At 72.1% G+C, this 15,405-nt stretch carries 12 protein-coding genes; 8 read left to right on the top strand and 4 right to left on the bottom strand.

Going from position 1 to position 15,405, the window contains the following annotated elements:
• Window positions 1–15: 15 nt before the first annotated feature.
• Both OG627_RS06510 and OG627_RS06515 read left to right on the top strand, forming a co-directional pair.
• On the top strand, window positions 16–1,011 hold the full coding sequence (locus tag OG627_RS06510; RefSeq protein ID WP_329062344.1) for a DUF4349 domain-containing protein: 996 nt from the start codon (window positions 16–18) through the stop codon (window positions 1,009–1,011).
• 68 nt (window positions 1,012–1,079) lie between these two features.
• Window positions 1,080–2,456: an FAD-dependent oxidoreductase gene (locus tag OG627_RS06515; RefSeq protein ID WP_329062346.1), complete on the top strand. Its 1,377-nt coding sequence runs from the start codon at window positions 1,080–1,082 to the stop codon at window positions 2,454–2,456.
• Between the two features lie 16 nt (window positions 2,457–2,472).
• Here OG627_RS06515 and hemE read toward each other — a convergent pair whose 3' ends face one another.
• A complete protein-coding gene (gene hemE, locus OG627_RS06520; protein WP_329062348.1) occupies window positions 2,473–3,537 on the bottom strand; it encodes a uroporphyrinogen decarboxylase in 1,065 nt (354 codons plus the stop codon).
• A gap of 91 nt (window positions 3,538–3,628) precedes the next feature.
• Between hemE and OG627_RS06525 the strand changes: the two genes are divergently transcribed.
• From OG627_RS06525 to OG627_RS06545, 5 genes are all read left to right on the top strand, one after another.
• The gene (locus OG627_RS06525; protein ID WP_329062350.1) at window positions 3,629–4,318 is read left to right on the top strand and encodes a DUF3000 domain-containing protein; all 690 of its coding nucleotides are present in this window, start codon (window positions 3,629–3,631) and stop codon (window positions 4,316–4,318) included.
• Between the two features lie 261 nt (window positions 4,319–4,579).
• Entirely contained in the window at window positions 4,580–5,239 is a 660-nt protein-coding gene (locus OG627_RS06530; protein WP_329062352.1) for a helix-turn-helix transcriptional regulator, read from the top strand.
• A gap of 76 nt (window positions 5,240–5,315) precedes the next feature.
• Window positions 5,316–6,596 carry a ribonuclease D gene (locus tag OG627_RS06535; protein WP_329062353.1) on the top strand — a complete coding sequence of 427 codons (1,281 nt, stop codon included), beginning with the start codon at window positions 5,316–5,318 and terminating at the stop codon, window positions 6,594–6,596.
• A gap of 144 nt (window positions 6,597–6,740) precedes the next feature.
• Window positions 6,741–7,961, top strand: coding sequence for a thiolase family protein (locus OG627_RS06540; RefSeq protein ID WP_329062354.1), 1,221 nt, complete (start codon window positions 6,741–6,743; stop codon window positions 7,959–7,961).
• Complete coding sequence (locus tag OG627_RS06545) at window positions 7,958–10,093, top strand: 3-hydroxyacyl-CoA dehydrogenase NAD-binding domain-containing protein (RefSeq protein WP_329062355.1); 2,136 nt, start codon at window positions 7,958–7,960, stop codon at window positions 10,091–10,093. Before OG627_RS06540 ends, OG627_RS06545 begins: the two co-directional genes overlap by 4 nt.
• Window positions 10,094–10,151: 58 nt before the next feature.
• Here OG627_RS06545 and OG627_RS06550 read toward each other — a convergent pair whose 3' ends face one another.
• Complete coding sequence (locus OG627_RS06550) at window positions 10,152–11,207, bottom strand: hypothetical protein (protein WP_329062358.1); 1,056 nt, start codon at window positions 11,205–11,207, stop codon at window positions 10,152–10,154.
• 96 nt (window positions 11,208–11,303) lie between these two features.
• On the opposite strand from OG627_RS06550, the gene OG627_RS06555 reads away from it, so the two are divergent.
• The gene (locus OG627_RS06555) at window positions 11,304–11,687 is read left to right on the top strand and encodes an NTP pyrophosphohydrolase (protein WP_329072425.1); all 384 of its coding nucleotides are present in this window, start codon (window positions 11,304–11,306) and stop codon (window positions 11,685–11,687) included.
• Here OG627_RS06555 and OG627_RS06560 read toward each other — a convergent pair.
• Both OG627_RS06560 and dxs read right to left on the bottom strand, forming a co-directional pair.
• The gene (locus OG627_RS06560; protein WP_329062360.1) at window positions 11,684–13,204 is read right to left on the bottom strand and encodes an amino acid permease; all 1,521 of its coding nucleotides are present in this window, start codon (window positions 13,202–13,204) and stop codon (window positions 11,684–11,686) included. The genes OG627_RS06555 and OG627_RS06560 overlap by 4 nt on opposite strands.
• A gap of 160 nt (window positions 13,205–13,364) precedes the next feature.
• Window positions 13,365–15,272 carry a 1-deoxy-D-xylulose-5-phosphate synthase gene (gene dxs, locus OG627_RS06565; protein WP_329072427.1) on the bottom strand — a complete coding sequence of 636 codons (1,908 nt, stop codon included), beginning with the start codon at window positions 15,270–15,272 and terminating at the stop codon, window positions 13,365–13,367.
• Window positions 15,273–15,405 lie beyond the last annotated feature (133 nt).

A 15,405-nucleotide genomic window follows, 5' to 3' on the forward strand; every position in this document is an offset into this window, starting at 1 on the left:
TCAGGGGGGCCGATCATGCGTGCGATGCCGGCGGTAGCGGCAGCACTTCTCACCGTCTCGCTCGCGCTCGCGGGGTGCAGCGCGGGCGGGGCGTCGGACACGGGCGGGAACAAGAGCGCCGCGAGGGCGGCCGACGGCGCGCAGGGGTACGAGGGCGGCGGTGCGCAGGACGCCGCGACCGGGGCGCCGGGCGGCAAGGGGAAGGCGGCGGACACCAGGACACCCACGTCGGCCGGGACGCATGTGATCCGTACGGCCGAGCTGACCGTCCAGGTCAAGAGCGCCCAGAAGGCGTTGGGCACGGCGCGGACCGCGGCCGAGAACGCCGGGGGGCTGGTGCAGAACGAGACCACCGAGCGGGTCGAGGACGACCAGGTGATGTCGACCGTCGTGCTCCGGGTCCCGCAGGACGCGTACGACGCGGTCCTCGCCGAACTCGCGGGCACCGGAAAGCTGGTGGCGCGCAAGTCGAGCGCCAAGGACGTCACCGACCAGGTGGTCGACGTGAACAGCCGGGTCGCCTCGCAGCGGGCGAGTGTGGCGCGGGTGCGGGAGTTGATGGAGCAGGCCACCCAGCTCAGTGATGTGGTGGCGCTGGAGGGCGAGTTGAGTACGCGTCAGGCGGAGCTGGAGTCGCTGCTCGCCCGGCAGGCGTCCCTCAAGGACCGCACCACCCTGGCCACGATCACCCTGCGGCTCTCCGAGGCGCCGGTGGAGGTGGCGGAGAAGAAGGACGACGACCCGGGGTTCCTGGACGCGCTCGGCGGGGGCTGGGACGCGCTGGTCGCCACGTTGCGCTGGATCGGAGTGGTGATCGGCGCTGTGGTGCCGTTCCTCGCCGTGTTCGCGGTGCTCCATCTGCTGTGGCGGCTGGTGCGCGGCCGGCTCCCCCGGTTCCGGACCGCGGCCGTGACGGCGGCCCGGACCCCGGTGGCGGCCCCGGCGTCCGTGGGAACGCCCGTGGGAGCGCCCGTGGAGACACCCGTGGAGGAGGGACGCGCGCAGGACTGATCCGCCGCGCCCGCGTAGCGTGCCCCGCGAGACACACGAGCGAGTGAGCACGTCCGGAGGGACACGCGATGGCGGAGCGCATGGTGGTCGTCGGGGGCGACGCGGCGGGGATGTCCGCCGCGTCGCAGGCCCGCAGGGCGCGGGGGCCCGAGGAGCTGGAGATCGTCGCGTTCGAGCGCGGCCACTTCACCTCGTACTCCGCCTGCGGCATCCCCTACTGGGTGGGCGGGGACGTTCCGGAGCGTGCCGCGCTGATCGCGCGCACCCCTCGGGAGCATCGAGAACGAGCCATTGATCTGCGCATGCGCACGGAGGTCGTGGAGCTGGACATTCCCGGACAGCGGGTACGGGCCCGTGATCTCTCCGACGGCTCCGAGAGCTGGACGGGGTTCGACAAGCTGGTCGTCGCGACGGGCGCCCGTCCGGTGCGGCCCGCGCTGCCCGGGATCGACGCGCCGGGCGTGCACGGGGTGCAGACGCTGGACGACGGCCAGGCGCTGCTGGACACCCTCGCGCGCACGGCGGGCAGGCGCGCGGTGGTCGTCGGCGCGGGCTACATCGGGGTCGAGATGGCGGAGGCGCTGCTGAAGCGCGGCTACGAGGTCACCGTCCTGCACCGGGGCGAACAGCCGATGGCCACGCTCGATCCGGACATGGGGCGGCTGGTCCACGAGGCGATGGACGGGCTGGGCATCACGACGGTGGGCGGCGCGGCGGTCACCGCGATCCGCACCGGCGCGGACGGCCGGGTGCGGGCCGTGGTCACCGAGGGCGGCGAGTATCCGGCGGACGTGGTCGTGCTCGGGATCGGCGTCGAGCCGGAGACGGACCTCGCGGGCGCCGCCGGGCTGCCGCTGGGGGCGCACGGCGGGCTGCTGACCGATCTGTCCCTGCGGGTGCGCGGTCACGGGAACATCTGGGCGGGCGGCGACTGCGTGGAGGTCCTCGACCTGGTCTCGGGCACGCACCGGCACATCGCGCTGGGGACGCACGCCAACAAGCACGGCCAGATCATCGGCGCGAACGCGGGCGGCGGCTACGCCACGTTCCCCGGCGTGGTCGGCACGGCGGTCAGCAAGGTCTGCGAGCTGGAGATCGCCCGTACGGGGCTGCGCGAGCGGGACGCCCGGCGGGCGGGGCTCCAGTACGTGACGGCGACGATCGAGTCCACCAACAGCGCGGGCTACTACCCGGGGGCGGCGCCGATGACGGTCAAGATGCTCGCGGAGCGCCGTACGGGCCGGCTGCTGGGGGTCCAGATCGTCGGCCGCGAGGGCGCGGCGAAGCGGGTGGACATCGCGGCGGTGGCGCTGACCGCGGGGATGACCGTGGAGCGGATGACGACTCTGGACCTGGGCTACGCCCCGCCCTTCTCCCCGGTCTGGGACCCGGTCCTGGTCGCCGCGCGCAAGGCCGTGACTGCGGTGCGCGCGGCGGGGGTGTAGGTCCTGCCCCGGCGGCTCAGCGGGCCGTGCGCTCGTGCACGTACGCCACCAGCCGCGACAGCGCGTCCGGGTCCATGCTGGGCAGCACGCCGTGGCCGAGGTTGAAGACGTGGCCCTCAAGACCGGCCGCCGCCCGGAGCACCTCGTCGGCCTTGGTCTCCACGACCGACGGCGGGGCGAAGAGCACGGCCGGGTCCAGGTTGCCCTGGAGGGCCTTGCCGGGGCCGACCCTGCGGGCGGCCTCGTCGAGCGGGACGCGCCAGTCGACGCCGACGACGTCCGCGCCCGCCTCGCCCATGGCGCCGAGCAGCTCGCCCGTACCGACGCCGAAGTGGATGCGCGGCACGCCGTACGCGGCGACCGCGTCGAAGACCTTCGCCGAGGCGGGCTGGACGGAGCGGCGGTAGTCGGCGGGGGCCAGCGCGCCCACCCAGGAGTCGAACAGCTGGACGGCGCTCGCGCCCGCCTCGATCTGGACCTTGAGGAAGGCGGCGGTGATGTCGGCGAGCCGGTCCAGCAGGTCGGCCCAGAGCTGCGGGTCGCCGTACATCATGGCCTTGGTGTGCTCGTGGTTGCGGGACGGGCCGCCCTCCACGAGGTAGCTGGCGAGCGTGAACGGCGCGCCGGCGAAGCCGATGAGCGGGGTCTGACCCAGTTCGGCGGTGAGCAGGCCCATCGCCTCGGTGACGTACCAGACGTCGTCGGGGGTGAGGTCGCGCAGCCGGGCCAGGTCCGCGCGGGTGCGGATGGGCTCGGCGACGACGGGTCCGACGCCGGGCTTGATGTCGAGGTCGAGGCCGATCGCCTTGAGCGGGACGACGATGTCGCTGAAGTAGATCGCGGCGTCGACCTTGTGACGCCGTACCGGCTGGAGCGTGATCTCGGCGACCAGCTCGGGCCGCATGCAGGACTCCAGCATCGGAATCCCTTCGCGCACCTTCAGGTACTCCGGCAGCGAGCGCCCCGCCTGCCGCATGAACCAGACCGGCGTGTGCGGCACGGGTTCGCGCCTGCACGCCTTCATAAAGGCCGATTCGTACGTCTTCGTCTGCTGGCCCGAAGGGCGGTCAATGGCACTCACGCCGAGAATCTTCGCACGCACGCGGAAGCCGCGGCCCCGGCCCGGGTGTCCCTCCCTGCGCGCGGCGCGGGTTCCGCCTACTCTTCCCCGCATGGCTGCGGCTCAGGGACAGTTTTCCGATCATTCCAACGGCACCGAGGGAACAGGCGGCAAGGAGGGTGATTCCGTCCCGCCCGCGTTCCGTTCGGCGGTCGAGACCTTGCGGGCGGCGCGGCTGCGCCCGGAGATCGAGATCGACCCGACCCCGCCGCCGAAGCGGCTGGCGCCGTACGCGTACGCCCTGGAGGCGGCGGTCGTGGAGGGCGAGGACGACCTCGCCGACGGCCGGCTCATCCTGCTGCACGACCCCTCGGGCCACGACGCCTGGCAGGGCACCTTCCGGCTGGTCACGCTCGTACGGGCGGAGCTGGAGCCGGAGATGGCCGCCGACCCGCTGCTGCCCGAGGTGTGCTGGTCCTGGCTGACGGGCGCGCTGGAGGCGCGCGGGCTGTCCTACGGGGAGGCCAGCGGCACCGTCACCCGCGCCGGATCACACTATTTCGGGGGACTCGCCGAGCGCAGACCGGCGACCCAGATCGAGATCCGGGCGTCCTGGACTCCGCGCGAGGGGCTGGGCGGGGTGCCCGACTCGGCGGCGCACCTGGCGGCCTGGTGCGATCTGCTCTGCCAGATCGCGGGACTGCCGCCGCTCTCCGCCGGCACGGCGCCGGGCCCCGGCGAGACCGGAACGGGCGCGGGCGTGGTGTCGCTGCCGCAGCGGCGCGGCCCACAGGTGCCCTGACGGCCCCTCATCACCGGTCCCGCACCGGTCCCGCACCGGTCCCGCACCGGGCATCCCGGCGGGGCCCGGAGTGGGGCCACTCGTAGGATGATCGATCACGTATCCGAATTGCCCGAATTGTTACTCATCAATTCGTGATCATTCTCTAAAGGCGAGCGGGATTGCTGCCGAAGAGGTCAATGACCCTTCCAGCACGGTTCGCCCCGGCTTCATCCCCATCCCGGCAGCCGGCTCCGTCCCGCACCTTCCCCAGGAGGCCTGGTGTCCGTTCTCCTTGAGCAGCCCGCAAGCCTGGTCGCCTACCGCCCGAACAAGCCGACGGCCATGGTCGTCGTGGCCGACCCCCGCGTCCGCTCCACCGTCACCCGCCACCTGTGGGCCCTCGGAGTACGGGACGTCATCGAGGCGTCGTCCATCGCGGAGGCCCGCCCCCGCGTCGGCAACCCGCGCGACATCTGCGTTGCCGACGTCCACCTGCCCGACGGTTCCGGGCTGACCCTGCTGTCCGAGACCCGCGCCGCGGGCTGGCCCAACGGCCTCGCCCTCTCCGCGGCCGACGACATCGGCGCGGTGCGCAACGCCCTCGCGGGCGGCGTCAAGGGCTACGTGGTAACCGGAACCCGTACGAACATCGGCCACCCCGGCCGCCCCGGCGCCGCCCCCCTGGGCCCGGGACAGCGCATGCACCGCCGCCCGCCCGGCGCCCCGAGCCACCCCGGTGGCTACCGCGAGCTGTCCGGCCGCGAGGTCGAGGTGCTCCGGCTCGTCGCTGAGGGGCAGTCCAACAAGGCCATCGGAGTCTCGATGGGCCTGTCCGCACTCACCGTCAAGAGCCACCTCGCCCGGATCGCGCGCAAGCTCGGCACGGGCGACCGGGCCGGAATGGTCGCCGTGGCCCTCCGAACCGGAATCATCCACTGACCACTTCTCGCCCCCGGCGCCCGTCGACGGAACGTTCCGTCGACGGGCGCCGTCCGTTCACAGATACCCTTGACCGGTGACCGACGCCCAAGACACCGCAGCAGAGCCAGCACTGCGAACCACCGGGGGCGCTCCCCCGGACGACGTCGAATCGGCGCCGATCCCCTTGCTGGAGCCCCGCGAGGGCATTCCGCCCGTGATCGCCACCGACGAGGCGCTCGCGGAAGTGATCGCGGCCTTCGCCGCGGGCACCGGACCCGTCGCCGTCGACGCGGAGCGCGCGTCCGGCTACCGGTACGGACAGCGCGCCTACCTCGTCCAGCTGCGCCGCGCGGGCGCCGGGACGGCGCTGATCGACCCGGTGGGCTGCCCCGACCTCTCCGGCCTCGGCGAGGTGCTCGCCGACACCGAGTGGATCCTGCACGCCGCCACCCAGGACCTGCCCTGCCTGCGCGAAATAGGCATGATCCCCACCCGGCTGTTCGACACGGAGCTGGCCGGCCGGCTGGCGGGCTTCCCCCGGGTCGGCCTCGGCGCGATGGTCGAGAACGTCCTCGGGTACGCCCTGGAGAAGGGCCACTCCGCCGTCGACTGGTCGACCCGGCCGCTCCCCGAGCCCTGGCTGCGGTACGCCGCGCTCGACGTGGAGCTGCTCGTCGACCTGCGGGACGCGCTGGAGAAGGAGCTGGACCGCCAGGGCAAGCTGGACTGGGCCCGCCAGGAGTTCGACGCGATCGCCTCGGCCCCGCCCGCGCCGCCGCGCAAGGACCCCTGGCGCCGTACGTCCGGGATGCACAAGGTGCGCCGCCGGCGTCAGATGGCCGTCGTACGGGAGCTGTGGACCACCCGCGACAAGGTCGCGCAGCGGCGCGACGTCTCCCCCGGAAAGGTGCTGAGCGACACCGCGATCGTCGAGGCGTCGCTCGCCCTGCCCGCGAACGTGCACGCGCTGACCGGGCTGCCGGGCTTCGGCCACCGGATGGGAAGACGTCAGCTGGAGCAGTGGCAGGCGGCGGTCGACCGGGCGAAGGAGCTGCCGGACAACGAGCTGCCCCAGCCGGGCCAGCCCTTCTCGGGTCCGCCCCCGCCCCGTTCCTGGGCCGACAAGGACCCGGAGGCGGCGGCCCGGCTGTCCGCCGCCCGTGCGGCGGTCTCGGCGCTCGCCGAGCGGCTCAACATGCCGCAGGAGAACCTGATCACCCCGGACACCGTCCGCCGCGTCTGCTGGGAGCCGCCGCACGAGCGGACGGTGGAGAGCGTCGAGGCGGCCCTGGCCGCGCACGGGGCGCGGGCCTGGCAGGTGGAGCAGGTGGCGCCGCTGCTGACGCGCGCGCTGTCGGCCTCCGCGTCCGCCTAGGGCGCGTCGGGCGGACCGGGCGGGGCTGGGCGGGCAGGGCGGGAGCACAAAAACCGAAGGGGACTGGGCAGGTTGGTTACTCGCAAGTAGCATGGGGGCGGAAGCGCACCGCAGTGCCACCCCGCACCCTGGAGGAGAGCCATCGTGCCTCGTACCGTCAGGGATGTCGTCTTCGTCGACGGCGTCCGCACCCCGTTCGGCAAGGCGGGCCCGAAGGGCATGTACCACGAGACCCGGGCCGACGATCTCGTCGTGAAGGCGATCCGGGAGCTGCTGCGCCGCAACCCGGACCTCGACCCCGCCCGGATCGACGAGGTCGCCATCGCCGCCACCACCCAGATCGGTGACCAGGGGCTCACGCTGGGGCGGACCGCGGGCATCCTCGCGGGGCTGCCCCAGTCCGTGCCCGGGTACTCGATCGACCGCATGTGCGCCGGCGCGCTGACCGCCGTCACCAGCACCGCGGGGTCGATCGCGTTCGGCGCGTACGACATCGTCGTGGCAGGCGGTGTCGAGCACATGGGCCGCCACCCGATGGGCGAGGGCGTCGACCCGAACCCGCGGTTCGTCTCCGAGAAGCTCGTGGACGACTCCGCGCTGTTCATGGGCATGACGGCCGAGAACCTGCACGACCGCTTCCCGCGGCTGACGAAGGCGCGCGCCGACGAGTACGCGGTGCGCTCGCAGGAGAAGGCCGCCAAGGCGTACGCCAACGGCTCGATCCAGCAGGACCTGGTGCCGATCTCGATCCGCCGCACCAGCCCGGAGGCCGGCGAGACCGGCTGGGGCCTGGCCACCGCCGACGAGCCCATGCGGCCCGGTACGACGCTGGAGACGCTGGCCGGCCTCAAGACGCCCTTCCGGCCGCACGGCCGGGTCACCGCGGGCAACGCGGCGGGGCTCAACGACGGCGCCACCGCCTCGCTGATCGCCGCCGAGGACTTCGCCCGCGAGCAGGGGCTGCCGGTCAGGATGCGGCTGGTCTCGTACGCCTTCGCGGGCGTCGAGCCCGAGGTGATGGGGTACGGGCCGATCCCCGCGACCGAGAAGGCCCTCGCCAAGGCGGGGCTCTCGATCTCCGACATCGGTCTCTTCGAGGTCAACGAGGCGTTCGCCGTGCAGGTGCTCGCCTTCCTCGACCACTACGGCATCGCGGACGACGACGAGCGCGTCAACCAGTACGGCGGCGCGATCGCCTTCGGCCACCCGCTGGCCTCCTCCGGCGTCCGGCTGATGACCCAGCTGGCGCGGCAGTTCGAGGCACAGCCGCAGGTCCGTTACGGGCTGACGACGATGTGCGTCGGCTTCGGCATGGGCGCGACGGTCATCTGGGAGAACCCGCACTTCGACGGAGGCGACAAGTGAGCACAGCGGAACTCCTGAAGGGCGCGGCCGAGCTGTTCCCCGGCGAGGTCGTCACCCAGGCGCACGTGCGCCACTTCGAACTCCCGGCGAACGCGGGCAGGTTCGCGCTCATCACGCTGGACAACGGGTTCGACCACAAGAAACCCACCACCTTCGGCCCGCAGTCGCTGGCCCATCTCGACGCGGCGCTCGACCAGGTCGAGCGGGAGGCGTCCGAGGGCACGATCGTGGGTGTCGGAATCACCGGCAAGCCGTTCATCTTCGCCGTCGGCGCCGACCTCAAGGGCGTGGAGCTGCTGAAGCGCCACGAGGACGCGCTCGCGATCGGCAGGGGCGGCCACGAGGTCTTCAAGCGCATCGCCTCGCTGGCCGTGCCGACCTTCGCGTACTACAACGGCGCGGCGATGGGCGGCGGTGTCGAGGTCGGGCTGCACTGCACGTACCGCACGGTCTCGGCGGCCCTGCCCGCGTTCTCGCTGCCCGAGGTCTTCCTCGGGCTCGTCCCGGGCTGGGGCGGCTGCGCGCTGCTGCCGAACCTGATCGGCGCCGACCGCGCGGTGACGGTCGTCATCGAGAACTCGCTCAACCAGAACAAGCAGCTCAAGGGCGGTCAGGTCTATGACCTGGGGATCGCTGACGCGCTCTTCGAGGGCGCTGACTTCCTGGAGCAGTCGCTGATCTGGACCGCGTCCGTACTGAAGGGCGAGGTGGCGGTCGAGCGCCCCGAGGTCGACCGGGGCGAGGCGTGGGACCAGGCCGTCGCGCGCGGCCGGTTCATCGCGGACTCCAAGGTGCACGGCGCGGCTCCGGCCGCCTACCGCGCGCTGGAGATCATCGAGGCGGCGAAGGACGGTGACCTCCAGGCGGGCTTCGACGCGGAGGACCGGGCGCTGGCGGACCTGATCATGGGCGGCGAGCTGCGCTCCGGGATCTACGCCTTCAACCTGGTGCAGAAGCGCGCCAAGCGGCCGGCCGGTGCCCCGGACAAGTCGCTGGCCCGTCCGGTCACCAAGGTGGGTGTCGTGGGCGCGGGGCTGATGGCCTCGCAGCTGGCGCTGCTGTTCCTGCGCCGTCTTGAGGTGCCGGTCGTGCTGACCGACATCGACCAGGACCGGATCGACAAGGGCGTGGGCTATGTCCACGGCGAGATCGACAAGCTGCTGCTGAAGTCCCGGATCAACCAGGACAAGGCCAACCGGCTCAAGGGCCTGGTCTCGGGCGTGCTGGACAAGGCCGAGGGATTCGGGGACGCCGACTTCATCATCGAGGCCGTCTTCGAGGAGATGGGCGTCAAGCAGCAGGTGTTCGCCGAGGTGGAGGCGGTCGCCCCGGCGCACGCGATCCTCGCGACCAACACCTCGTCGCTGTCGGTCTCCGAGATGGCGTCGAAGCTGAAGAACCCCGAGCGGGTCGTCGGCTTCCACTTCTTCAACCCGGTCGCGATCCTGCCGCTGCTGGAGATCGTGCGCGGTGAGCTGACCGACGACGCGGCGCTGGCCACGGCGTTCGGGGTGGCGAAGAAGCTGCGCAAGACGGCGGTGCTGGTGAAGGACGCCCCGGCGTTCGTCGTCAACCGCATCCTCACCCGCTTCATGGGCGAGATCCAGAACGTCATCGACGAGGGCACCCCGGTCGAGGTCGCGGAGCGCGCGGTGGAACCGCTCGGACTGCCGATGTCGCCGCTGGTCCTGCTGGAGCTGGTCGGTCCCGCGATCGGGCTGCATGTCTCCGAGACGCTGCACGGCGCGTTCCCGGACCGCTTCACCGTCTCCGAGAACCTCGCGGCGGTGGTGAAGGCCGGCAAGCGCGGCTTCTACGTGTATGCCGCCGACAACGCTGCGAAGCCGGAGCTGGACCCGGAGGTCGCGGCGCTGCTGAAGCAGGGCGACACCGTGCTGACCGAGGAGCAGACCCGGGACCGGGTGCTGGACGCGGTGGCGCAGGAGATCGGTCTGATGCTGGACGAGGGCGTCGTCGCGGAGGCGCAGGACATCGATCTGTGTCTGATCACCGGGGCGGGCTGGCCCTTCCACCTGGGCGGCGTCACGCCGTATCTGGACCGTGAGGGCGTCTCGGAGCGGGTGAACGGCAAGCCGTTCCTGGCGCCGGGTGTGGCCTCCGTTCCGGCGTAGGTGTACCGACCGGTGACGGGGGACGGGCCGTACGGGGATCTCTCCGTACGGCCCGTTCTCAGATCCGGGTCCACGCCTCCAGCGCGAGGCCCGGCTCCGCCTTCTGGCGGGCCACCCGCAGGGCGCCGTCCTCGCCCATCGCGGCCAGGACCACGCGGCCGGTGCCGTCCAGGGCCAGCGCGGGCGCGCCCGTGCACCGGTCGCCGATGCGGGTCCAGTTGAGGCCCGCGGCCTCGTCCTCCGTCGGGTAGGCGGCGATGCTGGGGCGGCCGTCGGTGCCGCACTGGGCCAGGATCACGCAGTCGTGGCCGTCGACGGGGGTGCGGAGCACGGCCAGCGGGCCTATGCCTCGGCCGCCGAGCGGGACGGGCTCGGTCCCGGGCCGCCAGGCGCGGACCGCGCCGTCCTCGGCGTCGCGCCAGAAGTGGGTGAGCCGGCCGGGGCCGGTGCGCTCGGCGACGAGGGTGCCGGACTCGGCGCGGGCCACCGGTTCGTCGTCGGAACGCACCAGCGCGGAGTCGGACTTGCCGCGGAACCAGCGCACGAGGGCGTCGCCCGCCGGGACCAGCAAATCGACCAGACCGTGGTCGGTGAGGGCGGCGGCGGTCTCGCCGGTGAGCGACTTCCCCTTGGGGTTGGCGCCGCCCCAGGGCTTCCAACGGCCGGTGGCCGCCTGCCGCTTGACGGAGAGTGCGCCGTTCGCGTTCCGCACGAAGAGCTGTACGGAGTCGGTGTCGTCCACGATGATGGACGGCAGACCGATGGCGGCGCCCTTCTCGTGGTCCTTGCCGTGCGGATTGCCGAGCGAGAACCAGTCGCGCAGCGGCCGGCCCGTCTGGAACTGGATGGCGTGCACGAGATCGGTGTCCTCGGTGCCGTCGGCCCGTGGCCGCTTCCGTACCGCGAGCAGATGCACGAAGCCCTCGGCGCCGCGGGCGATGGCCAGATGCGGCAGCAGCCCCTCGGCCGCGAGGAGTTCGGGGCCCGTCCAGTCCGGGCCGCCCGCGCGCAGCTCGGTCCAGCGCAGCACGCCGCCGGCCGTCGGCGCGTACGCCGTGAGCCTGCCGTCCTTGCCACGCAGCAGCCAGCCGGTGGTCGCGGGGAGCGATGTCATGGCCTGCTGGCCGCCTTTCCGATCCGCCGGAAACTCAGCCACGATAGTACGCGGAGGGTCCGGCGCGGTTCGCTGTGGCAGGCTGCCGGTGTGCTGATGCGGTTGATCGTCGACGCGGCGAATGTGGTCGGTTCCGTCCCGGACGGCTGGTGGCGCGACCGGCAGGGTGCCACCGAGCGGCTGCGCGACGCCCTGGTGGCGTACGCCGCCGAGGGCGTGTCCGGCCATCCGGGGCCCGTCGAGGTGGTGTTGGTGGTGGAGGGCGCGGCCCGGGACGTGGCGCCGGTGGCGGGGGTGCGGGTCGAGGCGGCGGACGGCAGCGGCGACGACCTGATCACCGAGCTGGCCGGAAGGGCGGCGGCGGACGGCGTCCCGTGCCTGGTCGTCACGGCCGACCGCGAGCTGCGCCGGCGCGTGACGGCGCACGGTGCGCTGTGCGCGGGGCCCAGGACCGTACGCCGCCGCCCGCTGCCCTCCTAGGGCTTGTCGGCCGGGGAGGCCGAGGACCGGTCGAGGCGGCTGTGCCGGCGTCCGTACAGGAAGTACACGACGAAGCCGATGACCATCCAGATGCCGAAGCGCAGCCAGGTCTCGGCGGGCAGGTTGAGCATCAGCCACAGGGACGCGAGCACGGACGCGATCGGCACGAACGGCACCAGCGGGGTACGGAACGAGCGCGGCAGGTCGGGGCGTGTCCTGCGCAGGATGATGACGCCGAGCGCGACGACGACGAAGGCGAAGAGCGTGCCGATGTTGACCAGTTCGGCGAGTTCCTCGATGGAGGTGAAGCCCGCGACGATCGCCACGATCACGCCCAGCAGGATGGTCGAGCGGTAGGGCGTGGAAAACCTCGGGTGGACCCGGGAGAAGGTCCTCGGCAGCAGTCCGTCGCGGCTCATCGCGAAGAACACGCGGGTCTGGCCGAGCAGCAGGATCATGCAGACCGAGGTGAGGCCGACGGCCGCGCCGAAGCTGATCAGCCCGGCCCAGAACGGATGGCCGACCGCTTTGAAGGCGTCGGCGAGCGGGGCGTCCACGGACAGCTCGGTGTAGTGCTGCATGCCGGTGACGACGAGCGAGACGGCGACGTACAGCACGGTGCAGATGAGCAGCGAGCCGAGGATGCCGCGGGGCACGTCGCGCTGCGGGTTGATGGTCTCCTCGGCCGCGGTGGCGACGATGTCGAAGCCGATGAAGGCGAAGAAGACCACGGCGGCGGCGGTGAAGATGCCCATGACGCCGAAGTCGCTGGGGGTGAATCCGGCCATCAGCTGGATGATCGGCGCGCTCAGTCCCCCGCCGCCGGCGGTCTCCTGGGACGGCGGGATGAACGGCTTGTAGTTGGCGCCGTTGATGAAGAACGCGCCGACGATGATCACCAGCAGTACCACGGTGACCTTGACGCCCACGATGACGGCGGTGATCCGCGAGGAGAGCTTCACCCCGACGACGAGGATCGCGGTCAGGATCAGGACGAGGAGGAAGGCGAGGAGATCGAAGCCGAACGTGCCGTTCTGGGTGCCGGAGAGGGAGTCCGGCAGACTCAGCCCGGCGTTGCCCATGAGGGAGCGCACATAGCCGGACCAGCCGACCGCCACCACCGCGCAGCCGAGCGCCAGCTCCAGCACCAGGTCCCAGCCGATGATCCAGGCGGGCAGCTCACCGAGCGAGGCGTACGAGAAGGTGTACGCGGATCCGGCGACCGGCACGGTCGAGGCGAACTCGGCGTAGCACAGGGCGGCCAGTGCGCAGACGACCCCGGCGACGATGAAGGCGAGCGCGGTGGCCGGGCCCGCCGTCTGTTTGGCCACCACACCGGTCAGCACGAAGATGCCGGTCCCGATGATCACCCCGACGCCGAAGACCGTCAGGTCGAGGGCGGAGAGGGACTTTCTGAGCGCGTGCTCGGGATCCTCGGTGTCCCGGATCGACTGCTCCACGTTCTTGGTGCGGAAGATGCCGTTTCCGGCCGGTCCCGAACCCTGCTGCGTAGTCACCGGCGTACCTCCGTATGCGCGTTCATCCGGCAATGATCGAGAGGCTTGCCGACCCCTCGTACCCGATAACGCCGTATGTCACACGGATGGGCCGTTCGGACCACCCGTACAGGGAGGTTCGAACGGCCCATCGGCGGTCCGGCGGACAGCGCCCGTCGGCTCAGTCGCGGGCGACCTCGGCGGGCGCGTCGGCCAGCCGGCCGTCCAGCTTCGCGACCAGGCCGGTGACCTGGCGCGCGATGTCGGGGGCGGTCAGCCCGATCTCGGCCATGACCTCCTTGCGGGAGGCGTGGTCGAGGAAGCGGGGCGGAATGCCGAAGTCGCGCAGCGGTACGTCGACCCCGGCGTCGCGCAGCGCCTGGGCGACGGCGGAGCCGACCCCGCCGACCCTGCTGTTGTCCTCGACGGTGACGACGACCCGGTGCCGCTCGGCGAGCGGGGCGAGCGCCTCGTCGACCGGTTTGACCCAGCGCGGGTCGACGACGGTCGTCGTGATGCCCTGTTTGTCGAGCAGACCGGCGATGTCGAGGCACATCGGGGCGAGCGCGCCGACGGAGACCAGCAGCACGTCCGCCGTGCCGTCCTCGGTCCTGCGCAGCACGTCCATGCCGCCGGCCTTGGCGACGGCGGGTACGGCGGGGCCGACCGCGCCCTTGGAGAAGCGGACCACGGTCGGGGCGTCCTCGACCGCGACGGCCTCGCGCAGCTGGGCCCGTACCTGATCGGCGTCGCGCGGGGCGGCGATCCGCAGGCCGGGCACGCACTGGAGGATCGACATGTCCCACATGCCGTTGTGCGAGGCGCCGTCGGTACCGGTGATCCCGGCCCGGTCCAGGACGAACGTGACGCCGCAGCGGTGCAGGGCGACGTCCATCAGCACCTGGTCGAAGGCGCGGTTGAGGAAGGTCGCGTAGACGGCGAAGACGGGGTGCACCCCGCCGGTGGCGAGGCCGGCGGCGGAGACCGCGGCGTGCTGCTCCGCGATCCCGACGTCGTACACCCGGTCGGGGAACGCCTTCGCGAACTTGTCGAGGCCGACCGGCTGGAGCATGGCCGCCGTGATGGCGACGATGTCCGCGCGCTCCTCGCCGAGCTTGACCATCTCCTCGCCGAACACCGAGGTCCAGTCGACGCCCGAGGAGGCGATGGGCAGACCGGTGTCGGGGTGGATCTTGCCGACGGCGTGGAAGCGGTCGGCGTCGTCCTGGAGGGCGGGCTGGTAGCCGCGGCCCTTCTCCGTGATGCAGTGCACGATGACCGGGCCGCCGAAGCCCTTGGCGCGCAGCAGCGCGGACTCCAGGGCCTCCAGGTCGTGGCCGTCGATGGGGCCGACGTACTTCAGGCCGAGGTCCTCGAACATGCCCTGCGGGGCGATGAAGTCCTTCAGGCCCTTCTTGGCGCCGTGCAGGGTGCCGTAGAGGGGCTTGCCGACGACGGGGGTGCGCTCCAGGAGGTCCTTGCCGCGGGCCAGGAAGCGTTCGTACCCGTCGGTGGTGCGCAGGGTCGAGAGGTGGTTCGCGAGGCCGCCGATGGTCGGCGCGTACGAGCGCTCGTTGTCGTTGACGACGATGACGAGCGGACGGTCCTTGGCGGCGGCGATGTTGTTCAGCGCCTCCCAGGCCATGCCGCCGGTGAGCGCGCCGTCACCGATCACCGCGACCACGTGGTCGTCCTTGGCCAGGACCTCGTTGGCCTTGGCGAGGCCGTCCGCCCAGCCGAGGACCGTCGAGGCGTGCGAGTTCTCGATGATGTCGTGGTCGGACTCGGCGCGGGACGGGTATCCCGAGAGTCCGCCCTTGCTCTTGAGCCGGGAGAAGTCCTGACGGCCGGTGAGCAGCTTGTGCACGTACGACTGATGGCCCGTGTCGAAGAGGACCTTGTCCTTCGGGGACTCGAAGACCCGGTGCAGGGCGATGGTCAGCTCGACGACACCCAGATTGGGGCCGAGGTGGCCGCCGGTCTTGGAGACCGCGTCCACGAGAAAGGACCGGATCTCCCCGGCCAGCTGCTCCAGCTGCTCCGGTCCGAGCCGGTCCAGGTCGCGCGGTCCCTGGATCCGGGTCAGCAACTCCCCCTCGTCGCCGGTCGCCGTCCCTGCCCGACGCGCTTCGCGCGGCACCTGCGTCACTGTGCCTCCTTGCTGCATTTGGAACTGGTCGAGCCTGCCGATCCGCCGAGTCTAATGTTCCACTCGCGCGGGT

The sequence above is a fragment of the Streptomyces sp. NBC_01429 genome (assembly GCF_036231945.1).
Lineage (GTDB): Bacteria > Actinomycetota > Actinomycetes > Streptomycetales > Streptomycetaceae > Streptomyces.

Excerpts from the sequence above, each read along its gene's own strand:
- OG627_RS06510 (WP_329062344.1), top strand. The coding sequence starts at position 16 with ATGCGTGCGATGCCGGCGGTAGCGGCAGCACTTCTCACCGTCTCGCTC.
- OG627_RS06515 (WP_329062346.1), top strand. The coding sequence starts at position 1,080 with ATGGCGGAGCGCATGGTGGTCGTCGGGGGCGACGCGGCGGGGATGTCC.
- OG627_RS06525 (WP_329062350.1), top strand. The coding sequence starts at position 3,629 with ATGGCTGCGGCTCAGGGACAGTTTTCCGATCATTCCAACGGCACCGAG.
- OG627_RS06550 (WP_329062358.1), bottom strand. The coding sequence starts at position 11,207 with ATGACATCGCTCCCCGCGACCACCGGCTGGCTGCTGCGTGGCAAGGAC.
- OG627_RS06555 (WP_329072425.1), top strand. The coding sequence starts at position 11,304 with ATGCGGTTGATCGTCGACGCGGCGAATGTGGTCGGTTCCGTCCCGGAC.